Origin of the sequence: Xanthomonas bromi (assembly GCF_900092025.1) — a bacterium.
GTDB lineage: Bacteria > Pseudomonadota > Gammaproteobacteria > Xanthomonadales > Xanthomonadaceae > Xanthomonas > Xanthomonas bromi.
Genome location: NZ_FLTX01000008.1, coordinates 38,562 through 55,321 on the forward strand (window position 1 = coordinate 38,562; position 16,760 = coordinate 55,321).

The following is a 16,760-nucleotide window of genomic DNA, read 5'->3' on the forward strand; positions in this document are numbered from 1 at the left end:
TGCGACATGACGCCTGCGCGGCAGCCGCGACCGGGTGGCGACCGCTCGCTGTCGCTCAGTATTTCGCTACCCCGTTGTCCACCTCGTCCGACCACGCATCGATGCCGCCGGTGACGTTGTAGACGTTGGTGAAGCCCAGGCCACGGAAATGTTCGGCCGCCTGCAGGCTGCGGCCGCCACGGTGGCACAGGAATGCCAGCGGAGTGTCCTTGGGCAGCTGTTCGATGGCGGCGCGCTCGTGCGCGTCCAGCGTGCGGAACGATGCGGCGATGGTGGCCAACGCACGCTCGTCGGCCGGGCGCACGTCCACCAGGGCCAGGCTGCCGGCCTTGAGGCGGTCGTCGGCATCGCGCACCGACAGCTCCTGCACCGGCTTGGGCGCGTTGGGATTGTCGATGGCCAGGCCGCGGCCACGGATGTCGTCCACCCAGTCGATGGTGATGCCATCGGCGCGGCGTGCGCTGGCCAGGTCGAACTGCACGCGCAGGCCGTTGGATTCGGCTGCGATCGCGTTCGGGTTGGTCGGGGCCAGCTGGAAGTTGGGCTGGAAATGCGCATCGATGGACAGCGTCAGCGAGGCATCCGGTGCATCGGCCAACGCGCCCTTGAGCATCTCCACCGCGGCCGGGGTGATGGTGATCTTCGGCGGGCTACGATCCGGTGCCTGCAGGCCGAGCATGGTGCTCAGCTCGCCGCTGTCGGCCATCTGCACGATGATGTCGCTACCGCCGATCAGCTCGCCATCCACGTAGAGCTGCGGAATGGTCGGCCAGTCGCCGTAGGCCTTGATGCCCTCGCGGATGTCCTGGTCGGCCAGCACGTTGACGTGGGCATAGTCGATGCCCAGCCCGTCCAGCACGCCGACCGCCTTGGCCGAAAAACCGCACTGCGGCATGCCGGGCTGGCCTTTCATGAAGAGCACCACGCGGCTGGATTGCAGCAGCGTATCGATACGGGAACGCAGGGCGGGATCGAGGGACATGGCAGCACTTCGGTGAGAGCGTGGAGACCGGTGATTCTACGCCGCGTGGCATCATGCGGCATGACCACGCCGGAAACGCTATATCGCATCCCCTCCCACCCCTACCGCTGGGTGGGGTTGTTCGCCCTCTCGCAGGGCGCGGTGGCGGTGCTGTGGTGGCATCTGGGCTGGGCCTGGGGCCTGCCGGCGCTGCTGGTCTCGCATGCGTTGTTCGTGGTGCCGGTGTTCCTGCCGCGCGCACGCCTGTATGCGCCGGTGCTGGCGCGGTTGCCCGGTCGCGCGCCGCAGGTCTGGCTGACCATCGACGATGGCCCCTCCGATGACACCCCGGCCATTCTCGAACTGCTCGATGCCTACGACGCCAAGGCCACCTTCTTTGTGGTCGGTGCGCGTGCCGAACAGCGGCCGGAGCTGGTGCGCGAGATCGTGCGGCGCGGGCATGGCATCGGCAACCACAGCCATACCCATCCGCAGGCATGGTTCTGGGCGTTGGGGCCGCGCCGCATGGCGCAGGAAATCGGCTTGGCGCAGCGCACCCTGGCCAGCATCACCGGGCGGGCGCCGCGGCTTTACCGCTCGGTGGTCGGCATGACAAACCCCTTCGTTGCCTCGCCGCTGCGCGCCCACGGACTCACCCGCGTGGCCTGGAGCGCGCGCGGCTTCGACGGCGTGCGCTGCGAACCGGACACCACCGTGGCACGCATCGTGCGCGACCTGCGCCCCGGCGCGATCGTGCTGCTGCACGAAGGCGCCGCGCACGGCCATAACCTCACGATCCTGCGCGGCGTGCTTGAAGCGATGCAGGCGCGCGGATTGGTGGGGCAACGGCCGGATTGAGCGCGACCAACAGCACGACTGCGCTCACCGCCAGGCGGGCGCAGCAGTGCTCGGTACGGCATGTGCGCCCGTGCACGTCGGTTCCCTCGCGCCTTCTATGTCCATTCCACGACTGCGCGTTACGTGTGGCTCGTCGTTTGTCGTGCAGTGCTCAGCGCGGCTCGGCCACGATCAACCAGTTGTTGAACGGCGTGTTGCCGTACAGGGGCGCAAAGCTCGCGCGCAGACCGGCCGCATCCAGATGCGCCTGCAGGCTGTCGCGGGTGGGGTAGCTGCATGGCATGCGCTGCATCCAGCCGCTCAGATGCGCCAGCACGTCGGTGACGCGGCTGGTACGGCCACGGCCGCTGGCATCGCCCAATGCGCTGCGAATCACCAGTTTTGCGCCAGGGGTGAGCATCTGCGCCACGCTGCGCAACAGGCTGGCCTGCATGTCCGACTGCAGATACTGCAGCACGTCCAGAATGGTGACGCTGCCCTGATGCTGCGGCCACGCGATGCTCAGGTCGACCACGTCGAACTTGGTAGTGCCCAACTGCGAGCGTTGCGCGATGTGCTGCGCGCGGCGGATCTTGGATGCATCCACATCCACGCCGTGATATGCCAGTGCCTGGCCATCGGCGCGTAATGCATGTGCCAGCAAGCCTAGCCCGCAGCCCAGATCCAGGACCGGCGCAGTGGTGCTGCGCAGCTCGGCCAGTACACCGGGATACAGCGGATCGGTGCGCAGCTTGGCCTGCGTGTAGTAGTAATCGTAGCGGTTGCCGAGCGGATGCTTGGGTAAAAAAGCGCGTGCGATCGCCATCGCCTGTGCGCGGCTCATCGGTTGGGTGGCGGTGCTGTGCAATGTCGTTCCTTGGCAATCAGGCCTGCTGCGCGGCTAGCTTAGAGCCACTCGCACCGATTGCGGTAGGACTGGTTGGCGTTTTCGCGATGCATGGCCAAGGCGAGTGGCGCTTGCTGTTGGAATTGCGCTTGCGAAGTGCGGCGCGTCATGCCCTTACGATGCGAGAGCGCGGCTCGCAGCGGCACATCAAAATATGCAAGCAAAGAGCACACGGTAGCCGGCTTGCGCAGCTGCGGCAGAGCCACGGCACACACGACGCGAGCAACGAGGAGCAAAACAGCACGCCCGCGGTTTAGAGCGCCTCAAAAACCGTAGCGAACACTCGTCAAGTGTGTGTGGACGGCGTTCTGGGAACAGAAGTGTACGACTGTGCCATGCCGTACCGAGTACCGGCCGCGATCGCCACGCAATGAGCGCTGTCGTGGTGTTAGCCGCGTCTAGGCAATCGTGTCCACAGACCCGGCAGCGCCCAGTGCATCGCGCGCAGCAGGCAGCGCGGCAGCTGTCCAACGTGCGTACATCGCACCTGAGGGGTGCAGGCCATCATCGATCAGCATGTCGACGGCGTCACCGCCATCGCGGCTGATGGCAGTAATGTCGACAAACCGCACGGCGCGCGCTGTGCAACGGTCTCCCGCCACGCTGTTGAAGGCGTCGATCTGTGCAGCGATCTGCGCTGCATCGCCATCTTGCGCGCGCGCAAATGGTGTCAGCCCCCAATCCGGAATCGACAGCGCCAGCACGCACGCGGCATGACCGCCGGCAAACGCGATCGCGCGCTGCAACACCGTATCGAACTGGGCGCCGTACTCGTCCAGCGAGCGCCCGCGGTACTGGTTGTTGACGCCGATCAGCAGGCTCACCAGCGCGAACGGGCCCTGCGGTGCGGCCGTGTCGATACCGGCCTGCAATTCGTCGGTCGTCCAGCCAGTGGTGGCGATGATCTGCGGCGGCGCCACGTTCCAACCGTGGGCACGCAGTCCATCGACCAACTGCATCGGCCAGCGCTGCTCTGGGGCAACGCCTTCGCCGATGGTGTAGGAATCACCGAGCGCCAGATAGCGCAGCGGCGTGCCGGGCGCCGCCATCAAGCGACGCTGCGCGACTTGAGTGGCACCACCTTGGTCACGGCTTCCGCACGACGTGCCAGTGCGCGGTCGATGCGCGCGAACACATCGCGCATGACGTCCTCCTCCGGCATCAGGGTCACGCGGAAGTGGTGGCGATACGGCACGTTGAAGCTGGAACCGGGCACCACCAGCACCCCTTCTTCGTTCATCAGATCCAGCGCGAACGCGTGATCGTCGAAATTGCGCGCGGCCGCACCCACCACCGCCGGGAATGCGTACAGCGCCCCGGCCGGTGCCACCAGTTGCAGATGCTCGCTGGCCGCACACGCCTCGATCACCGCACGCCGGGTTTCGTACAGACGGCCACCGGGCGCGCACAACGCGGAAATGGTGTCCGGCCCATTGACTGCCGCATCGATGGCGTACTGGCCCGGCACGTTGGCGCACAGGCGCAGCGCGCCCAGCAGGTCCATCGCGTTACGCAGGTCGTTGATGCGCGATTGCTCACCGGACAGCAGCGCCCAGCCTACCCGCCAGCCGCAGGCGCGATGCACCTTGCTCAGGCCGCTGAAGGTGATGCACGGCTGCGCACCGGCCAGCGGTGCGACCGGCACGAACGCCGCGCCGTCGTACAGCACCTGGTCGTAGATTTCATCGACCATCAGCAACAGGTTGTGCTTGGTCGCAATCGCCACGATGCGCTCCAGCAGCTCGCGCGAATAACTGGCGCCGCTGGGATTGTTCGGATTGATCAGCACGATGGCGCGGGTGCGCGAGGAGACCAGTGTCTCGATCTCCACCGGGTCCGGCTGGAAGCCGTTTTCCGGCGCGCAGCGGTAATACACCGGGCGTCCGTCGTTGAGGATGGTCGCCGCCGACCACAGCGGGTAGTCGGGCGAGGGCACCAGCACTTCGTCGCCGGGATTGAGCAGCGCACGCAGCGACAGATCGATCAACTCGCTGACGCCGTTGCCGATGAAGATCCGGTCCGGATGCGCGTCCGGATGGTGGCGCCGCGAATACGCCTTGGCGACCGCTTCGCGCGCTTCCGGCAGGCCTTGCTGATGGGTGTACGGATCGGTGCGGCCCATGTCGTCGGCGATGGCGCGCTGCAGATGTTCCGGCGCACGGAACCCGAACGCCCCGGGGTTGCCGATGTTGAGTTTGATCAGTTTGCGGCCCTGCGCCTCCAACTCCCGCGCTCGCCGCGCGAGTTCGCCCCGGATTTCGTAGCGGACTTCGGACAGACGCTCACGAATCGCGAGCGGCTTTTGCGGGGCAGTGGACATGCGACGGGCCGGTTGTAGGCGTGAGGCTTGGCATGGTATCGAAAATATGAAAAGCGGACATGCTTGCATCGGTAACGATGTCAAGGGGCACGTGAGCCGCCCGGCAGGACCCCATTGCACAAGCCGCTGCGGCCAGCCAGCTAGAATCGCCCCATGAGCGACATCACCCCCGATTACCCCACCCTCCAATCCATCGGCTGGCCCTGGCCTGGGCCGCCGGAAGAGGCGGCCTGGCAGGCGATCTTCGCCGCGCATCCGCAGGCGTTGCCGGCGCGGGTGGTGGAGCAGCATCGCACCGGCTATGTGGTGGCCGATACGCCGGAGGCCAGTCTCAAGGCCGAGTCGTTGCCGGAGTGGCAGCGGCCGCGCTTTCCCAGCCATGAGCGGGCTGCGGTGGGCGATTGGGTGTTGATGGAGGGCAAGCGCATTGTGGCGCTGCTGCCACGGCGCACCTCGATCAAGCGCGGAGCGGCCGGCGAGCATTACCACCAGCAGGTGATCGCGGCCAATATCGATACGGTGTTCATCGTGTGCGGGCTGGATGCGGACTTCAATCCGCGTCGCATCGAGCGCTATCTATTGCTGGTCGGTGGCGGCGGTGCGCAGCCGGTGGTGGTGTTGACCAAGGCCGATCAGACCGAATACGCCGAGGATGCATTGGCGGTGCTGGAAGAGCTGGAGGCGCAGAACATTCCGTTGCGCGCGGTCAACGCCAAGGATCCGGCCAGCGTGGCCGCGCTGCGGCCGTGGCTGGGCGATGGCCGCACGGCGGTGCTGGTGGGATCGTCCGGTGCGGGCAAATCGACGCTGACCAATACGCTGCTCGGTACGCAGAAGATGAAGACCAATGCGGTGCGCGAAAACGATTCGCGCGGTCGCCACACCACCACGCATCGCGCGTTGATCCCGTTGCCGTCCGGTGCGTGTCTGATCGACACGCCCGGCATGCGCGAGCTCAAGCCCACCGGCGAAGAGGATCTGGCCGAAGGCGGTTTTTCGGATGTGGAAGCTTTGGCGGCACAGTGTCGCTTCAACGATTGCGCGCATCTCGCCGAGCCGGGATGCGCGGTGCGGGCGGCAATCGAGGCCGACACGCTGGACCCGGAGCGGGTAGCCAACTACATGAAGCTGAGGGTGGAAGTGGCAAGTGCTGCCGAAAAGCTTGCCACCCGTGTTGCGCAGAACAATCGCGGAAAGGGCTCGGGCAAGCGTCCGGCCAGCGTCGATCGTCCCGGACGGCGCTGATGCCATCGCGCAAGGGGCTGCCGGACATCGTCCATCACTCGGCGCTGGATGCGCGTCTGGTCAAGGCCGTGCGCGGGGTACGCTTGCTCGCCCTGGCGAGCTGGCCGCGCTCGCTGCAGGAGCCGTTTCTGCAGAGCGTGGCGCGCGGGCAGCCGGAGCTGCCGCAGGTGGACTACCCGGTGCTGGATTTTGGCGACACTCGGCGCGAGCTGGCGGCGATTGCGAAGGCCGCCGACCCGCATCATCCGCTGGGCGCGTACCTGATCGATTCGGCGCATAGCTGGAGTCTGGCGGCCGGCTTGCTGGAATCGCTGGGCACAAGCGCGGTCAGCGACTACTCGGCGCAGTTGTTCGGCGTGCCCGACGACCCGATGCCGGGCAATGGCCCGACGACACGCGAAGCCGCGCGCCATTTCATCCAGATTGCGCAGGAGCTGGATCGCGAACTGATGGCGCCGGAAGAGCAGGTGCCTGTCTCGGCGACGGCGTTGCGCATGCAATTGCAGAACGACCTCGACGCGTTTTTCGAAGGGCGCGTCATCACCGTCACGCTCGACCCGGATCTGCTCGCCAAGGCGGCCGCCGGCGCGCACCGCATTCGTTTGCGCACCGGTGCCACGTTCAGCGATTACGACCGCGCGCAGCTGTTCCATCATGAAGCGCTGGTGCATTCGCTGACGGCGCTCAACGGGCGCGCGCAGGTGCATTTGCCCAGCCTGGGTATTTCTTCCCCGCGCACGACCGCTACGCAAGAAGGCCTGGCTACGTTCGCCGAGCAGATCACCGGCAGCATCGATATCGAACGCATGAAGCGCATCAGCCTGCGCATCGAAGCGATTGCGAGGGCGCGCTCGGGCGCGGATTTCATCGAGGTCTTTCGTTACTTCACCGCAGGCGGGCAGAGCGCTGCGGAAAGCTTTTCGTCGGCGCAGCGCGTGTTTCGCGGCGTGCCCACGAGTGGGGGCGGTGCCTTCACCAAGGACACCGTGTATCTGCGTGGCCTGGTGGCGGTGCACACCTTCTTCCGCCATTCGTTGCAGCGCGACCAGCTGCAACTCTGCCGCTACCTGTTCGCCGGCAAGATGGCGCTTGGCGATGTAGCGCGCTTTGCGCCATTGTTCGACAGCGGGGTGCTGGTCGCTCCACGCTGGCTACCGCCGTGGGTGAGCCGCGTCAGCGGGCTGGCCGGCATGTTGGCGTTCTCGTTGTTCGCCAACCGCATCCGCATGGATCAGCTGCAGCCGCCTGCAATGAATGTGTGAGGCAAGACGCAGCCCGCAGCTGGGGCGCACTGCAATGCAATCAATACATGTATGAATAAATTCAGTGCATGCCACGCGCTCTACACGAGGCTGCAACGGGCTGAATTGCACACTGGCTGCCTTGCCCGATTGGGCCATGACACGAGGCAATGCGATGAAAATCTTGATGGTGCTCACGTCCCACGACCAGCTCGGCGACACCGGCAAGAAGACCGGCTTTTGGCTGGAAGAATTCGCCGCGCCGTATTACGTGTTCAAGGATGCGGGTGAAGAAATCACGCTGATTTCGCCCAAGGGTGGACAGCCGCCGTTGGACCCGAAGAGCGACGAGCCCGATGCGCAAACCGAGGCGACCAAGCGCTTCAAGCAGGATCCCGAGGCGCAGAAGGCGCTGGCAAGCACACATCGTCTGGCTGACATCAAGGCCGATGACTTCGATGTGTTGTTCTACCCGGGTGGCCACGGCCCGTTGTGGGATCTGGCTGAAGATGCCGATTCCATCGCGCTGATCGAAGCATTCGCCAAGGCCAACAAGCCGCACGGTCTGGTCTGTCATGCGCCGGGCGCCCTGCGTCGGGTCAAGGGCGGCGACGGCAAGCCGCTGGTCAATGGACGCCGCGTCACCGGCTTCACTAATGGCGAGGAAGAGGGCGTGGGCCTGACCAAGATCGTGCCGTTCCTGGTCGAAGACGTACTGACCGAACTCGGTGGCAAGTACGAAAAGGGCGCGGATTGGGGCGTGCATGTGGTCATCGATGGCACCCTGGTCACCGGCCAGAACCCGGCGTCGTCGGAGAAGACCGCAGAGACCTTGCTTGGATTGGCGAAGCGCTGATCTTGCCGGTTTCTGATCCTGCAAAACGCTTTTCCCGCTAGGGAACAAGCCAGGCACGCACGTCACTGGCGCGCGCGCCTGGGAGCGGAGCGGGGATTGGGATAAGGCTGCGATTGTCCCGAAACCCCGCAAAATCAGCGCTCACCCATCACCACCTGCACGCGTTAGGCACCGCGCTGCAGCCAACGCACGCCGTAAGCCGGAAGCACAAGCGATACGCTCTCGCTCGGCGCGGCAGCATCTGCATCGTCGCCAATTGCCAACAGCTTCCAGCCATCATTACCGATCGCCGCAAGCTCCACCTCCAGCGACTGATCGCTGAAGTTATGCAATGCGAGAAAGCTGTCGCCACGCGTCAACGCGAACACGCGAGGATCAGTCAGCGCGATGCTGTCCAGTGCCTGGTCTGCTGCCAACGCGCCTAACCTGGCACGCTGCTGGATCAATCCACGCAAACGGCGGTACACCGTGCCGCTCAGGCTCTGTGCATCGTGCCGCTGCGCGGCAAGCTGCCAATCCATCGCCGGCCGATGCAGCCAACGGCCTTCATGCCGGCGCTGCGGGTCGTCGCGGTAGCCGGGGTCATTGACCATTGCCAATTCGTCGCCCATGTAGATCAACGGTACACCTGGCATGGCAAGCGCAATGGCATACAGCAGCAGCAGCCGATCCACTGCAACCGTCAACGCAGCAGCATCGCCTGCCTCCTGAGCGGCTTGGATGCCTGCCAACGCAGCTGCCATGCCGTTGGTGCCATGCACGCCGTCGCCGCTGCTCTGGAAACTCTCGCCGCGCGCATAACTGCCCGGCACGTCGTTGGCATAGAAGCGAGCGACATCGCGCAGCGAAAACGGCGGTTGCGCCACACTGCCTGCCGCTTCGTGCTGCAATACGTTCCAACCGATATCGTCGTGACAACGCACATAACTCAGCCACGCGCAGTTGGCCGGCAGCGGTGGGCTGTTGCTGATGACGTGATGCAGGATATCGCCGCGTTGCAGTGCCAACGCCGACCAGCCGGCGGCCATCAGCGTGCTGTGGTACGCCAGATGGCATTCGTAGCCCTGGTCCACGCCGCTGCCGAAATACGGCGGCAGTTGCGTCATCGGCACGATGGCTTCGGCCTTCATCACCACGGCCGGCGCGACGATATCGGTGGCCGCGCGCAAGGCCACGAGCAAGGTGTGCGCCTCGGGCTGGTTCATGCAATCGGTGCCGGTGCGTTTCCACAGATAGGCGGTGGAATCCAGGCGAAATGCTTCCACGCCCAGATTGGCCAGCCGCAGCATCGCCAACGCCATGTCGCCGAACACGGCAGGATTGCTCCAGTTCAAATCCCATTGATACGGATAGAAGGTGGTCCACATCCAGTGCGCGGTGTCGTCCACCCAGGTGAAGTTGCCAGGTGCAGTGTGCGGAAACACCTGCCCTAATGTGCTTTCGTACTGGTCGGGCAGGGTGCGGTCGGCAAAGTGATGGTAGTAACCCAGATAGCGTGCATCGCCGGCGCGCGCGGCCTGGGCCCAGGCATGATCGTCGGCGGTGTGGTTGAGGACGAAGTCCGCGCACAGGCTGATGTCAGCCTCGCGCAGGCGGTTGGTGAGTGCGACCAGATCGTCGTTGGTGCCGAGACTGGGCTCCACCTGGCCGTAATCGCTGACCGCAAAACCGCCATCGTTATCGCCACTACGTGCGCGCAGGAAGGGCAGCAGGTGCAGGTAACGCACACCCAGCTCCTGCAGGTACGGCACGCGTTCGGCCACGCCCTGCAGTGTGCCGGCAAAGCGGTCTGCGTAAGCGCTGTAGCCTAGCATGCGCTGTTCGCCGAACCAGCCGGCGTGCCGCGTGCTGTCGAGGGTTTGCAACGCTTGCGAACGCTGCCGGGCGATGTTGCCCAGTTCGCCCAGCCACTGCGTCACCCACATCGCATAGTCGGCACGCTGTCCGTATAGCGTCTGCAAGGCATCCAGCAAACGCGGTGCGTGCGTGTCGTAGCGCGACATCAGAATGGCGGCGCGTTGCGGATCCAGCGGCGCGGCGAAGGCCGCGCGCAGTGCAGTGGAATCGATCGGGGAGGTGCTCATTAGAAGCCGCCGGGCAGGACCCGGCGCGGGGTCCTTAAAAGTCGTAACGCAGGCTGATGCTGGTGGTGCGGCCGGCAATCGAGCGCGCGCGGATGATGCCATTGGCCGGAATGGTCGCTTCTTCGGCTTCGGTCAGGCCAAAGGTGTTGAACAGGTTGTTGACGTTGAGCGCCACGGTGAGCGCATCGGTCACGCGGTAGTCGCCGAACAGGTTCACCTGCGTGTAGCCGGGCATCTTCAACTGATTGGAGTCCTGCGTGTAGGCATCGGTGGTGCCGATCAGGTTCACCCCAAACTGGTAGTTATCGCCGCGGTAGCTGGGTGTGAGCTGCCACACCACGTCGGCCTGGCGACGCGGCACATGACCGGTATTTTCCGGGGTGATCTGGTCACGCGAGATTTCCGCATCGGTCCAGGTCAGGCCGCCGTTGACGGTGAAGCCCTCGTAGCGGTAGCTGGCTTCCAGCTCCACGCCGTGCGCTGCGTAGCTGCGGTTGAAGAAGCGTTGGCTGGTGACTTCGAAGTTCTGTTCCTGGGTGCGTGCGGAGAACGCCGTGGCGAACAGGCTCAGCCCGTCGCGACGCCACTTCAGGCCGGCTTCTGCCTGGCGCACCACGTTGACGCCTTCATCGGACGACACCGAGCCGTCGTCGCGCACCACGCCAAACAACAAGCGATCTGCGTTGGCGCGTGCGCCGCGGCTGATGCGTGCAAACGCGCCCAGGTCGTCGTTGATCAGGTAATTGGTGCCCAACGAATACGACAGGTAGTTCCAGTCGTAATCCACCGGGCGCGCGTTGGCGGTGTCCACGGTGGCCACGCGTTGTTCCACCGGTTGGATCACGCCGTCGCCGTTGACGTCCAGGTTCTGCGCAATCGCGGTGCCATTGTAGCTGCCGCGCGCATCGCCCATGTCGTAACGCAGGCTGCCGTCGATGCTGAACTTGCCGCTGTCGAAGGTGAGCGCCACGTAAGGTGCATTGACGTCGTAGCGCACGTCGTAGCTGCGGGTGATGCAGCAATCGCCCCAGAACGGCGTGCCATAGGCGTACAGGCCGTTCTGCGAGCGCGACACGCCAGTGGCGTCGATTACGTTGAGCAGGCGCGAGTCGCGGCCCAGGCTCTGCACATAGGAGTTCCAGGTCCAGTCCATGTCGATGGTCTGGCGCGAGGTGTAGTAGCCCATACGCAGGTTGAGGGTGCGGCCGTCGCCACCGAACTCGCGCGAGACGCTGAGGTCGTTGGTGACATTGCCCAGATCGTTGACGGCGACATTGAACAGATGGGTGCGGATGGCATTGCCGGTGTAGGCCTGTCCAGCATTCGGGCCGTCGGCCTGCACCAGCTGCGCGCCGGCACCGCCGATGGACGAGGCCAGCGAGGCGGCATCGGTGACTTCGGCCGGGAACGGGCTGACGAAGCGCCCGCTGTTGTCGGCGACGCGGAATTTATCGCTCAGGTTCCAGCCGTTGCCCAGGTCGAACCAGGCTTCGGCACCGATGGTGCGCGAGATCGGGTGCATGCCGTCCCCCAGGTCGGTGCGGCGCGGCTGGTTGTTGCCGTCCAGGCCGACATCGGTGCGGAAATTGCGGCTGTACAAGGTGTCGTTGCCGGGATCGAAACCGGGGAAGCCGCCCAGGTCCGGCGAGCCATCGCGGCCACGCACGGAGGTGGGGACCGGCAGATAGCCGGCGGCGCGGTCGTTGAGGTATTTGCCGTATACCCGCACGTAGCCGTTCTCGAACAGGCGGGTGAGGTTGGCCTTGAGTTGGCCGCCCTTGTCGGTGGTGTAGCCGGCATCGCGCACGCCATCGCCCTGGCGGAAGAAGCCGCCGATGTTGAACTGCCAGTGCTCGGCAAACGGCGCGCCGTAGTTGAAGTCGATGCGGGTGTTGTCGTAGTCCAGGCCGCGACTGACGCCGACGCTGCCGCCTTCAGTGTCGCCGGTCTTGCTGATGAAGTTGATGATGCCGCCCGGCGCGTTGCTGGTAAACGTCGAGGCGGAGCCGCCGCGGATCGCTTCGATGCGATCCATCGTGAAATCCGAGCGCAGGAAGATATCGGCGTTGCCGAAGGCGATATCGCCGAACTCCATCACCGGCAAGCCGTCTTCCTGCAGCTGCAGGAACTTGGCGCCACCGGAGGCCACTGGCAGACCGCGCACGGCGATGTTGGCGTTGCCTTCGCCGCCGCTGGATTCGGAGCGGATGCCGGGGATGTTGCGGAAGATTTCCGCAGTGCTGCGCGGCGCCGACTGCTCGATCGCCTCGGCACCGACGGTGCTGACCGACACGCTGGATTTCAACTTGGTGGTGGCGGTGGAGGTGCCGGTGACGAACACCGAATCCAGATTGACCGCGGCGCTGTCGGCAGCCGGCGGAGTGGCGGGTGCGGCGGCGGTGTCCTGGGCCAGCGCGGCGGGCGCGCACAGGCAGGAAACGACCGCACAGGCCAGGGCATGCAGGCGCAGGGTGTGCAAGGTGGACATTGCGATTCTCTCTCTCTCACGGATGATGGTGTGCCGACGCCTGCATCGTCCCCTCCCAGGGAATGGCCGTATGGCCTGCAGTGCGAGTGCAGTAATACGCGGCAATGCAATCGATTGCAATCTTGCGGTGCAGCATCAATGTGCTAATTTTTCTCGCTCGGAATTCCCTGTAAAATCTGTTGCAGCGCAGCGTTACAATCGATTGTATCGATGGCAGGGTACACTGCGCTGCGGCCACTGGGAGCCGCGCCGATGCCCAGGGCCCTGCATGTCGTCGACCGCTCCTCCGCTCTCTTTCGCGCGCATCCTGGCGCTCAACGCCGGTTTCTTCGGTGTGCAGTACAGCTTCGGGTTGCAGCAGAGCAACATGAGCCCGATCTACAACTACCTGGGCGCCGACCACGCCAGCCTGCCGTATCTGTGGCTGGCCGGGCCGATCACCGGGCTGGTGCTGCAGCCATTCGTGGGTGCGTGGAGCGACCGCTCGGTGACCCGCTGGGGCCGCCGCATGCCGTACATGGTGCTGGGCGCGCTGGTGTGCAGTCTGTGCCTGCTGGCGATGCCATTCAGCACCGCGCTGTGGATGGCGGTGTGCCTGCTGTGGGTGCTGGATGCGGCCAATAACGTGGCGATGGAACCGTACCGTGCGTTGGTCAGCGATGTGCTGGCGCCGCCGCAGCGGCCGTTGGGCTATCTCACCCAGAGTGCGTTCACCGGTTTGGCGCAGACACTGGCCTATCTCACTCCGCCGTTGCTGGTGTGGTTCGGCATGAATCAGGATGCCGCCAATGCGCACCATATTCCGTACGTCACCATCGCTGCGTTCGTGATTGGCGCAGGCTTTTCTGCAGCATCCATTCTGCTCACTGCGCGCAGTGTGCGCGAGCCGGTGATCGGGCCGGAAGAGATCGCGCGCATGCGCCAGCGCGGTGCCGGCCTGGGCGCAGTGGTGCGCGAGATCGGCGGCGCGTTGCGCGACATGCCGCCGACCATGCGCCAGCTGGCGCCGGTGATGCTGTTTCAGTGGTATGGAATCTTCTGCTACTGGCAATACATCGTGCTGTCGCTGTCGACCACCTTGTTCGGCACCACCGACGCTACCTCGCACGGGTTTCGTGAGGCGGGCCTGGTCAACGGGCAGATCGGCGGCTTCTACAATTTCATCGCGTTTCTGGCGGCTTTTGCGATGGTGCCGGTGGTCCGCCGCTTCGGCCCCAAATACACGCATGCGGCCTGCCTGCTGGCGGCCGGCGTCGGCATGTGGGTATTGCCGGGCATCGAGAACCGCTGGTTGCTGCTGTTGCCGATGATCGGGATTGGACTGGCCTGGGCCAGCATGATGGGCAACCCGTATCTGATGCTCGCCGACAGCATTCCACCCGAACGCACCGGCGTGTACATGGGGCTGTTCAATCTGTTTATCGTGCTGCCGATGCTGATCCAGATCGTCACCCTGCCGCTCTACTACGAGCGATGGCTGCACGGCGATCCGCGCAACGTGATCCAACTGGCCGGCGCGCTGATGCTCGCTGCGGCAGTGGCGATGCTGTGCGTGCGTGTCCGCAAGCCGACGCCGGTTACCGCGTAATCACAACCAGCGGAGGCGCATCACGACACAAGACGCACAGCCTCCGCGCGATAGATCTGCAAGCAAAAAACATGCGCGTTTGCCACCGCTAAGAGCGCGCCGCGTGCACGCTCTTCCGATTCCCGATTCCCGATTCCCGATTCCCGATTCCCGATTCCCGATTCCGGGCCTCACGCCTCACGCCGACTCGCGCACCACCAGCTTCACCGGCATTTCAACCGATTCCACGGTTTCGCCCGCGATCAGTGCCAGCAGCCGGTCCACCAGCAAACGCGCGGCCAGCCCTAGATCCTGCCGCACCGTGGTCAGCGGCGGCTGGCTGTAGGCGGCCAGCGGGATATCGTCGAAGCCCACCAGCGAGATGTCCTGCGGCACCCGGTGGCCGGCCTCGACCAGGGCGCGGATCGCGCCCACGGCAATCACGTCGGAAGCGGCGAACAGACCATCCGGAGGATCGGTCTTCTTGAGCATGGCGCGGGTGAGGCGATAAGCATCTTCGCTGACGAAATGGCTGCGTGCATGCAGCCGGGTGTCGAACTCCAGCCCGTGCTGTTCGAGCGCATGACGGTAGCCGGCAAACCGCGGCGCCACCTCGGGAAGCTGGTCATCGCCGAGGAAGGCGATGCGCTGGCGGCCGCTGGCGATCAGGTGTTCGGTGGCAAGCGCGCCGCCCTGGAAATTGTCGCTGCCCACGCTGATGTACGACTGTCCGTCGATGCGGCTGCCCCATACCGCCATCGGCAGGCCGTCGCGTGCGGCCTGGTCCAGCGCGGCGTGTTCGGAACTTTGCCCCAGCACGATCACCCCGTCGGAGCGGCTGCCGCGTGCGAGCTGTTCCACCCAGCCATCCTGATGCCGGTTCAGCTTGGACAGCAGCATGCTGTAGCCACGGCCGGTGAGTTCTTCGGCCAGCAGCGCCAGCATGGTCATCAGGAACGGGTCGGACAGCGGTTGATCCAGCGCATGCATCATCGGCACCGCCACGCTCACCGTGTTGGAGCGTTTGGCGCGCAGGCTGCGCGCGACCGGGTCGACCTGGTAGCCGGCATCGGCGGCGATCTGCTTGATGTAGGCGCGGGTACGTTCGGCAACCAACGGGCTTCCGGCCAATGCGCGCGACACGGTGGACTCGGACACACCCGCCATGCGGGCGATGTCGGCCATCTGCGGGCGGGCATTAGGCGGGGTGCGTTCTGAAGGTTTGGCCATGGCAGCGCACTGCGGAAAAGACCAGAGTGTAATCAGTTCGCATTGCAGGCGGGTCGTTCGCGCAGTGGCGGCTGCTTGTGCACGCGGGCAGGGCGCACACGCGTACGGATCTCCTAGCCTTGTGGGCGCTCCCGCAGATCGAGCGCCGGGCGTACAGAGCAGGCGGGCAGCGGGACATGCAGCGGTGCGCCCGCTCAACCCATGTAGAGGCCGCCGTTCACCGCGTAGTCGGCACCGGTGACGTAGGCGGCATCGTCAGACGCTAGCCAGGCGCACAGGCCGGCCACTTCCGAGGGCTTGCCCAGGCGGCGTACCGGCACCGAGGTGGCCAGGCGGTCGAGCACATCCGGTGGAAAGCTGCTGATCGAGGCGCTGGCGATATAGCCGGGCGAAATGGTGTTGACGGTGACCCCGCGCGAGGCGACTTCTTGCGCCAGTGCACGGCTGAAGCCATGCATCGCAGCCTTGGCGGTGGCAAAATTGATCTGCCCGATCTGGCCCTTGTGCGCGCTGACCGAACCGATGTTGACGATGCGCCCCCAGCCGCGCGAGGTCATGCCATCGACCACCTGCTTGGTGATGTTGAACAACGAATGCAGGTTGCTGGCGATCACCGCATTCCAATCGTCGCGGCTCATCTGCCGAAACAAGGTGTCGCGGCTGCCGCCGGCGTTATTGACCAGCACATCGATCTCGCCGACTTCGGCCTTGACCTTGGCGAACGCCGCCACGGTGGAATCCCAGTCGGCGGCATTGCCTTCGGAGGCGACGAAATCGAAGCCTTGCTCGCGCTGCTCACGCAGCCAGGCCGACTTGCGCGGCGAATTGGGGCCGCAGCCGGCCACCACGGTATGCCCGCTACGTGCCAGCTTCTGGCAAATCGCGGTACCGACACTGCCCATGCCGCTGGTGACGTATGCAATGCGGAGAGTCATTGGGTGAACTCCTTCGGAGTTGGGGAATGGGGAATCGGGAGTGGGGAATCGGTAGGGCAGGAGCCACTATTGCGGTTTCTGTCTTTGCA

At 65.1% G+C, this 16,760-nt stretch carries 13 protein-coding genes; 5 read left to right on the plus strand and 8 right to left on the minus strand.

The window, feature by feature from the left end; translation table 11 throughout:
* Positions 1–55: 55 nt before the first annotated feature.
* The gene (grxD, locus tag XBLMG947_RS02835) at positions 56–982 is read right to left on the minus strand and encodes a Grx4 family monothiol glutaredoxin (protein ID WP_065466287.1); all 927 of its coding nucleotides are present in this window, start codon (positions 980–982) and stop codon (positions 56–58) included.
* 60 nt (positions 983–1,042) lie between these two features.
* On the opposite strand from grxD, the gene XBLMG947_RS02840 reads away from it, so the two are divergent.
* Positions 1,043–1,819 (plus strand): polysaccharide deacetylase family protein, encoded by a 777-nt coding sequence (locus tag XBLMG947_RS02840; RefSeq protein ID WP_065466288.1) that lies wholly within the window; start codon positions 1,043–1,045, stop codon positions 1,817–1,819.
* Positions 1,820–1,970: 151 nt separating this feature from the next.
* On the opposite strand, the gene XBLMG947_RS02845 is transcribed toward XBLMG947_RS02840, so the two are convergent.
* From XBLMG947_RS02845 to XBLMG947_RS02860, 3 genes are all read right to left on the minus strand, one after another.
* The gene (locus XBLMG947_RS02845) at positions 1,971–2,642 is read right to left on the minus strand and encodes a class I SAM-dependent methyltransferase (protein WP_065466419.1); all 672 of its coding nucleotides are present in this window, start codon (positions 2,640–2,642) and stop codon (positions 1,971–1,973) included.
* 461 nt (positions 2,643–3,103) lie between these two features.
* Entirely contained in the window at positions 3,104–3,754 is a 651-nt protein-coding gene (locus tag XBLMG947_RS02855) for an SGNH/GDSL hydrolase family protein (RefSeq protein WP_065466290.1), read from the minus strand.
* On the minus strand, positions 3,754–5,025 hold the full coding sequence (locus XBLMG947_RS02860; RefSeq protein ID WP_065466291.1) for a pyridoxal phosphate-dependent aminotransferase: 1,272 nt from the start codon (positions 5,023–5,025) through the stop codon (positions 3,754–3,756). The genes XBLMG947_RS02855 and XBLMG947_RS02860 overlap by 1 nt, the downstream gene beginning before the upstream one ends.
* A gap of 153 nt (positions 5,026–5,178) precedes the next feature.
* Here XBLMG947_RS02860 and rsgA point away from each other — a divergent pair, with 153 nt between their 5' ends.
* The 3 genes from rsgA to XBLMG947_RS02875 all read left to right on the plus strand — a co-directional run bounded on the left by rsgA (position 5,179) and on the right by XBLMG947_RS02875 (position 8,367).
* Positions 5,179–6,270 (plus strand): ribosome small subunit-dependent GTPase A, encoded by a 1,092-nt coding sequence (rsgA, locus tag XBLMG947_RS02865; RefSeq protein ID WP_065466292.1) that lies wholly within the window; start codon positions 5,179–5,181, stop codon positions 6,268–6,270.
* Positions 6,270–7,532, plus strand: coding sequence for a flavohemoglobin expression-modulating QEGLA motif protein (locus tag XBLMG947_RS02870; protein WP_065466293.1), 1,263 nt, complete (start codon positions 6,270–6,272; stop codon positions 7,530–7,532). The genes rsgA and XBLMG947_RS02870 overlap by 1 nt, the downstream gene beginning before the upstream one ends.
* A gap of 154 nt (positions 7,533–7,686) precedes the next feature.
* Positions 7,687–8,367: a type 1 glutamine amidotransferase domain-containing protein gene (locus XBLMG947_RS02875; RefSeq protein WP_065466294.1), complete on the plus strand. Its 681-nt coding sequence runs from the start codon at positions 7,687–7,689 to the stop codon at positions 8,365–8,367.
* A 164-nt stretch (positions 8,368–8,531) separates the two neighbouring features.
* Here XBLMG947_RS02875 and XBLMG947_RS02880 read toward each other — a convergent pair whose 3' ends face one another.
* Both XBLMG947_RS02880 and XBLMG947_RS02885 read right to left on the minus strand, forming a co-directional pair.
* Positions 8,532–10,451: an alpha-amylase family glycosyl hydrolase gene (locus tag XBLMG947_RS02880; protein WP_065466295.1), complete on the minus strand. Its 1,920-nt coding sequence runs from the start codon at positions 10,449–10,451 to the stop codon at positions 8,532–8,534.
* Between the two features lie 34 nt (positions 10,452–10,485).
* A complete protein-coding gene (locus tag XBLMG947_RS02885) occupies positions 10,486–12,939 on the minus strand; it encodes a TonB-dependent receptor (protein WP_065466296.1) in 2,454 nt (817 codons plus the stop codon).
* A 268-nt stretch (positions 12,940–13,207) separates the two neighbouring features.
* Here XBLMG947_RS02885 and XBLMG947_RS02890 point away from each other — a divergent pair, with 268 nt between their 5' ends.
* Positions 13,208–14,527, plus strand: a complete 1,320-nt coding sequence (locus tag XBLMG947_RS02890) for an MFS transporter (RefSeq protein ID WP_065466297.1) — start codon at positions 13,208–13,210, stop codon at positions 14,525–14,527.
* A gap of 177 nt (positions 14,528–14,704) precedes the next feature.
* Here XBLMG947_RS02890 and XBLMG947_RS02895 read toward each other — a convergent pair whose 3' ends face one another.
* Both XBLMG947_RS02895 and phbB read right to left on the minus strand, forming a co-directional pair.
* Positions 14,705–15,736 carry a LacI family DNA-binding transcriptional regulator gene (locus tag XBLMG947_RS02895; RefSeq protein ID WP_065466298.1) on the minus strand — a complete coding sequence of 344 codons (1,032 nt, stop codon included), beginning with the start codon at positions 15,734–15,736 and terminating at the stop codon, positions 14,705–14,707.
* Between the two features lie 194 nt (positions 15,737–15,930).
* Positions 15,931–16,671, minus strand: a complete 741-nt coding sequence (gene phbB / locus XBLMG947_RS02900; RefSeq protein ID WP_064510408.1) for an acetoacetyl-CoA reductase — start codon at positions 16,669–16,671, stop codon at positions 15,931–15,933.
* Positions 16,672–16,760: the final 89 nt, after the last annotated feature.

Coding starts and splice junctions, on each gene's coding strand:
- grxD (WP_065466287.1), bottom strand. CDS start 982: ATGTCCCTCGATCCCGCCCTGCGTTCCCGTATCGATACGCTGCTGCAA.
- XBLMG947_RS02840 (WP_065466288.1), top strand. CDS start 1,043: ATGACCACGCCGGAAACGCTATATCGCATCCCCTCCCACCCCTACCGC.
- XBLMG947_RS02845 (WP_065466419.1), bottom strand. CDS start 2,642: ATGAGCCGCGCACAGGCGATGGCGATCGCACGCGCTTTTTTACCCAAG.
- XBLMG947_RS02855 (WP_065466290.1), bottom strand. CDS start 3,754: ATGGCGGCGCCCGGCACGCCGCTGCGCTATCTGGCGCTCGGTGATTCC.
- XBLMG947_RS02860 (WP_065466291.1), bottom strand. CDS start 5,025: ATGTCCACTGCCCCGCAAAAGCCGCTCGCGATTCGTGAGCGTCTGTCC.
- rsgA (WP_065466292.1), top strand. CDS start 5,179: ATGAGCGACATCACCCCCGATTACCCCACCCTCCAATCCATCGGCTGG.
- XBLMG947_RS02870 (WP_065466293.1), top strand. CDS start 6,270: ATGCCATCGCGCAAGGGGCTGCCGGACATCGTCCATCACTCGGCGCTG.
- XBLMG947_RS02875 (WP_065466294.1), top strand. CDS start 7,687: ATGAAAATCTTGATGGTGCTCACGTCCCACGACCAGCTCGGCGACACC.
- XBLMG947_RS02880 (WP_065466295.1), bottom strand. CDS start 10,451: ATGAGCACCTCCCCGATCGATTCCACTGCACTGCGCGCGGCCTTCGCC.
- XBLMG947_RS02885 (WP_065466296.1), bottom strand. CDS start 12,939: ATGTCCACCTTGCACACCCTGCGCCTGCATGCCCTGGCCTGTGCGGTC.
- XBLMG947_RS02890 (WP_065466297.1), top strand. CDS start 13,208: ATGTCGTCGACCGCTCCTCCGCTCTCTTTCGCGCGCATCCTGGCGCTC.
- XBLMG947_RS02895 (WP_065466298.1), bottom strand. CDS start 15,736: ATGGCCAAACCTTCAGAACGCACCCCGCCTAATGCCCGCCCGCAGATG.
- phbB (WP_064510408.1), bottom strand. CDS start 16,671: ATGACTCTCCGCATTGCATACGTCACCAGCGGCATGGGCAGTGTCGGT.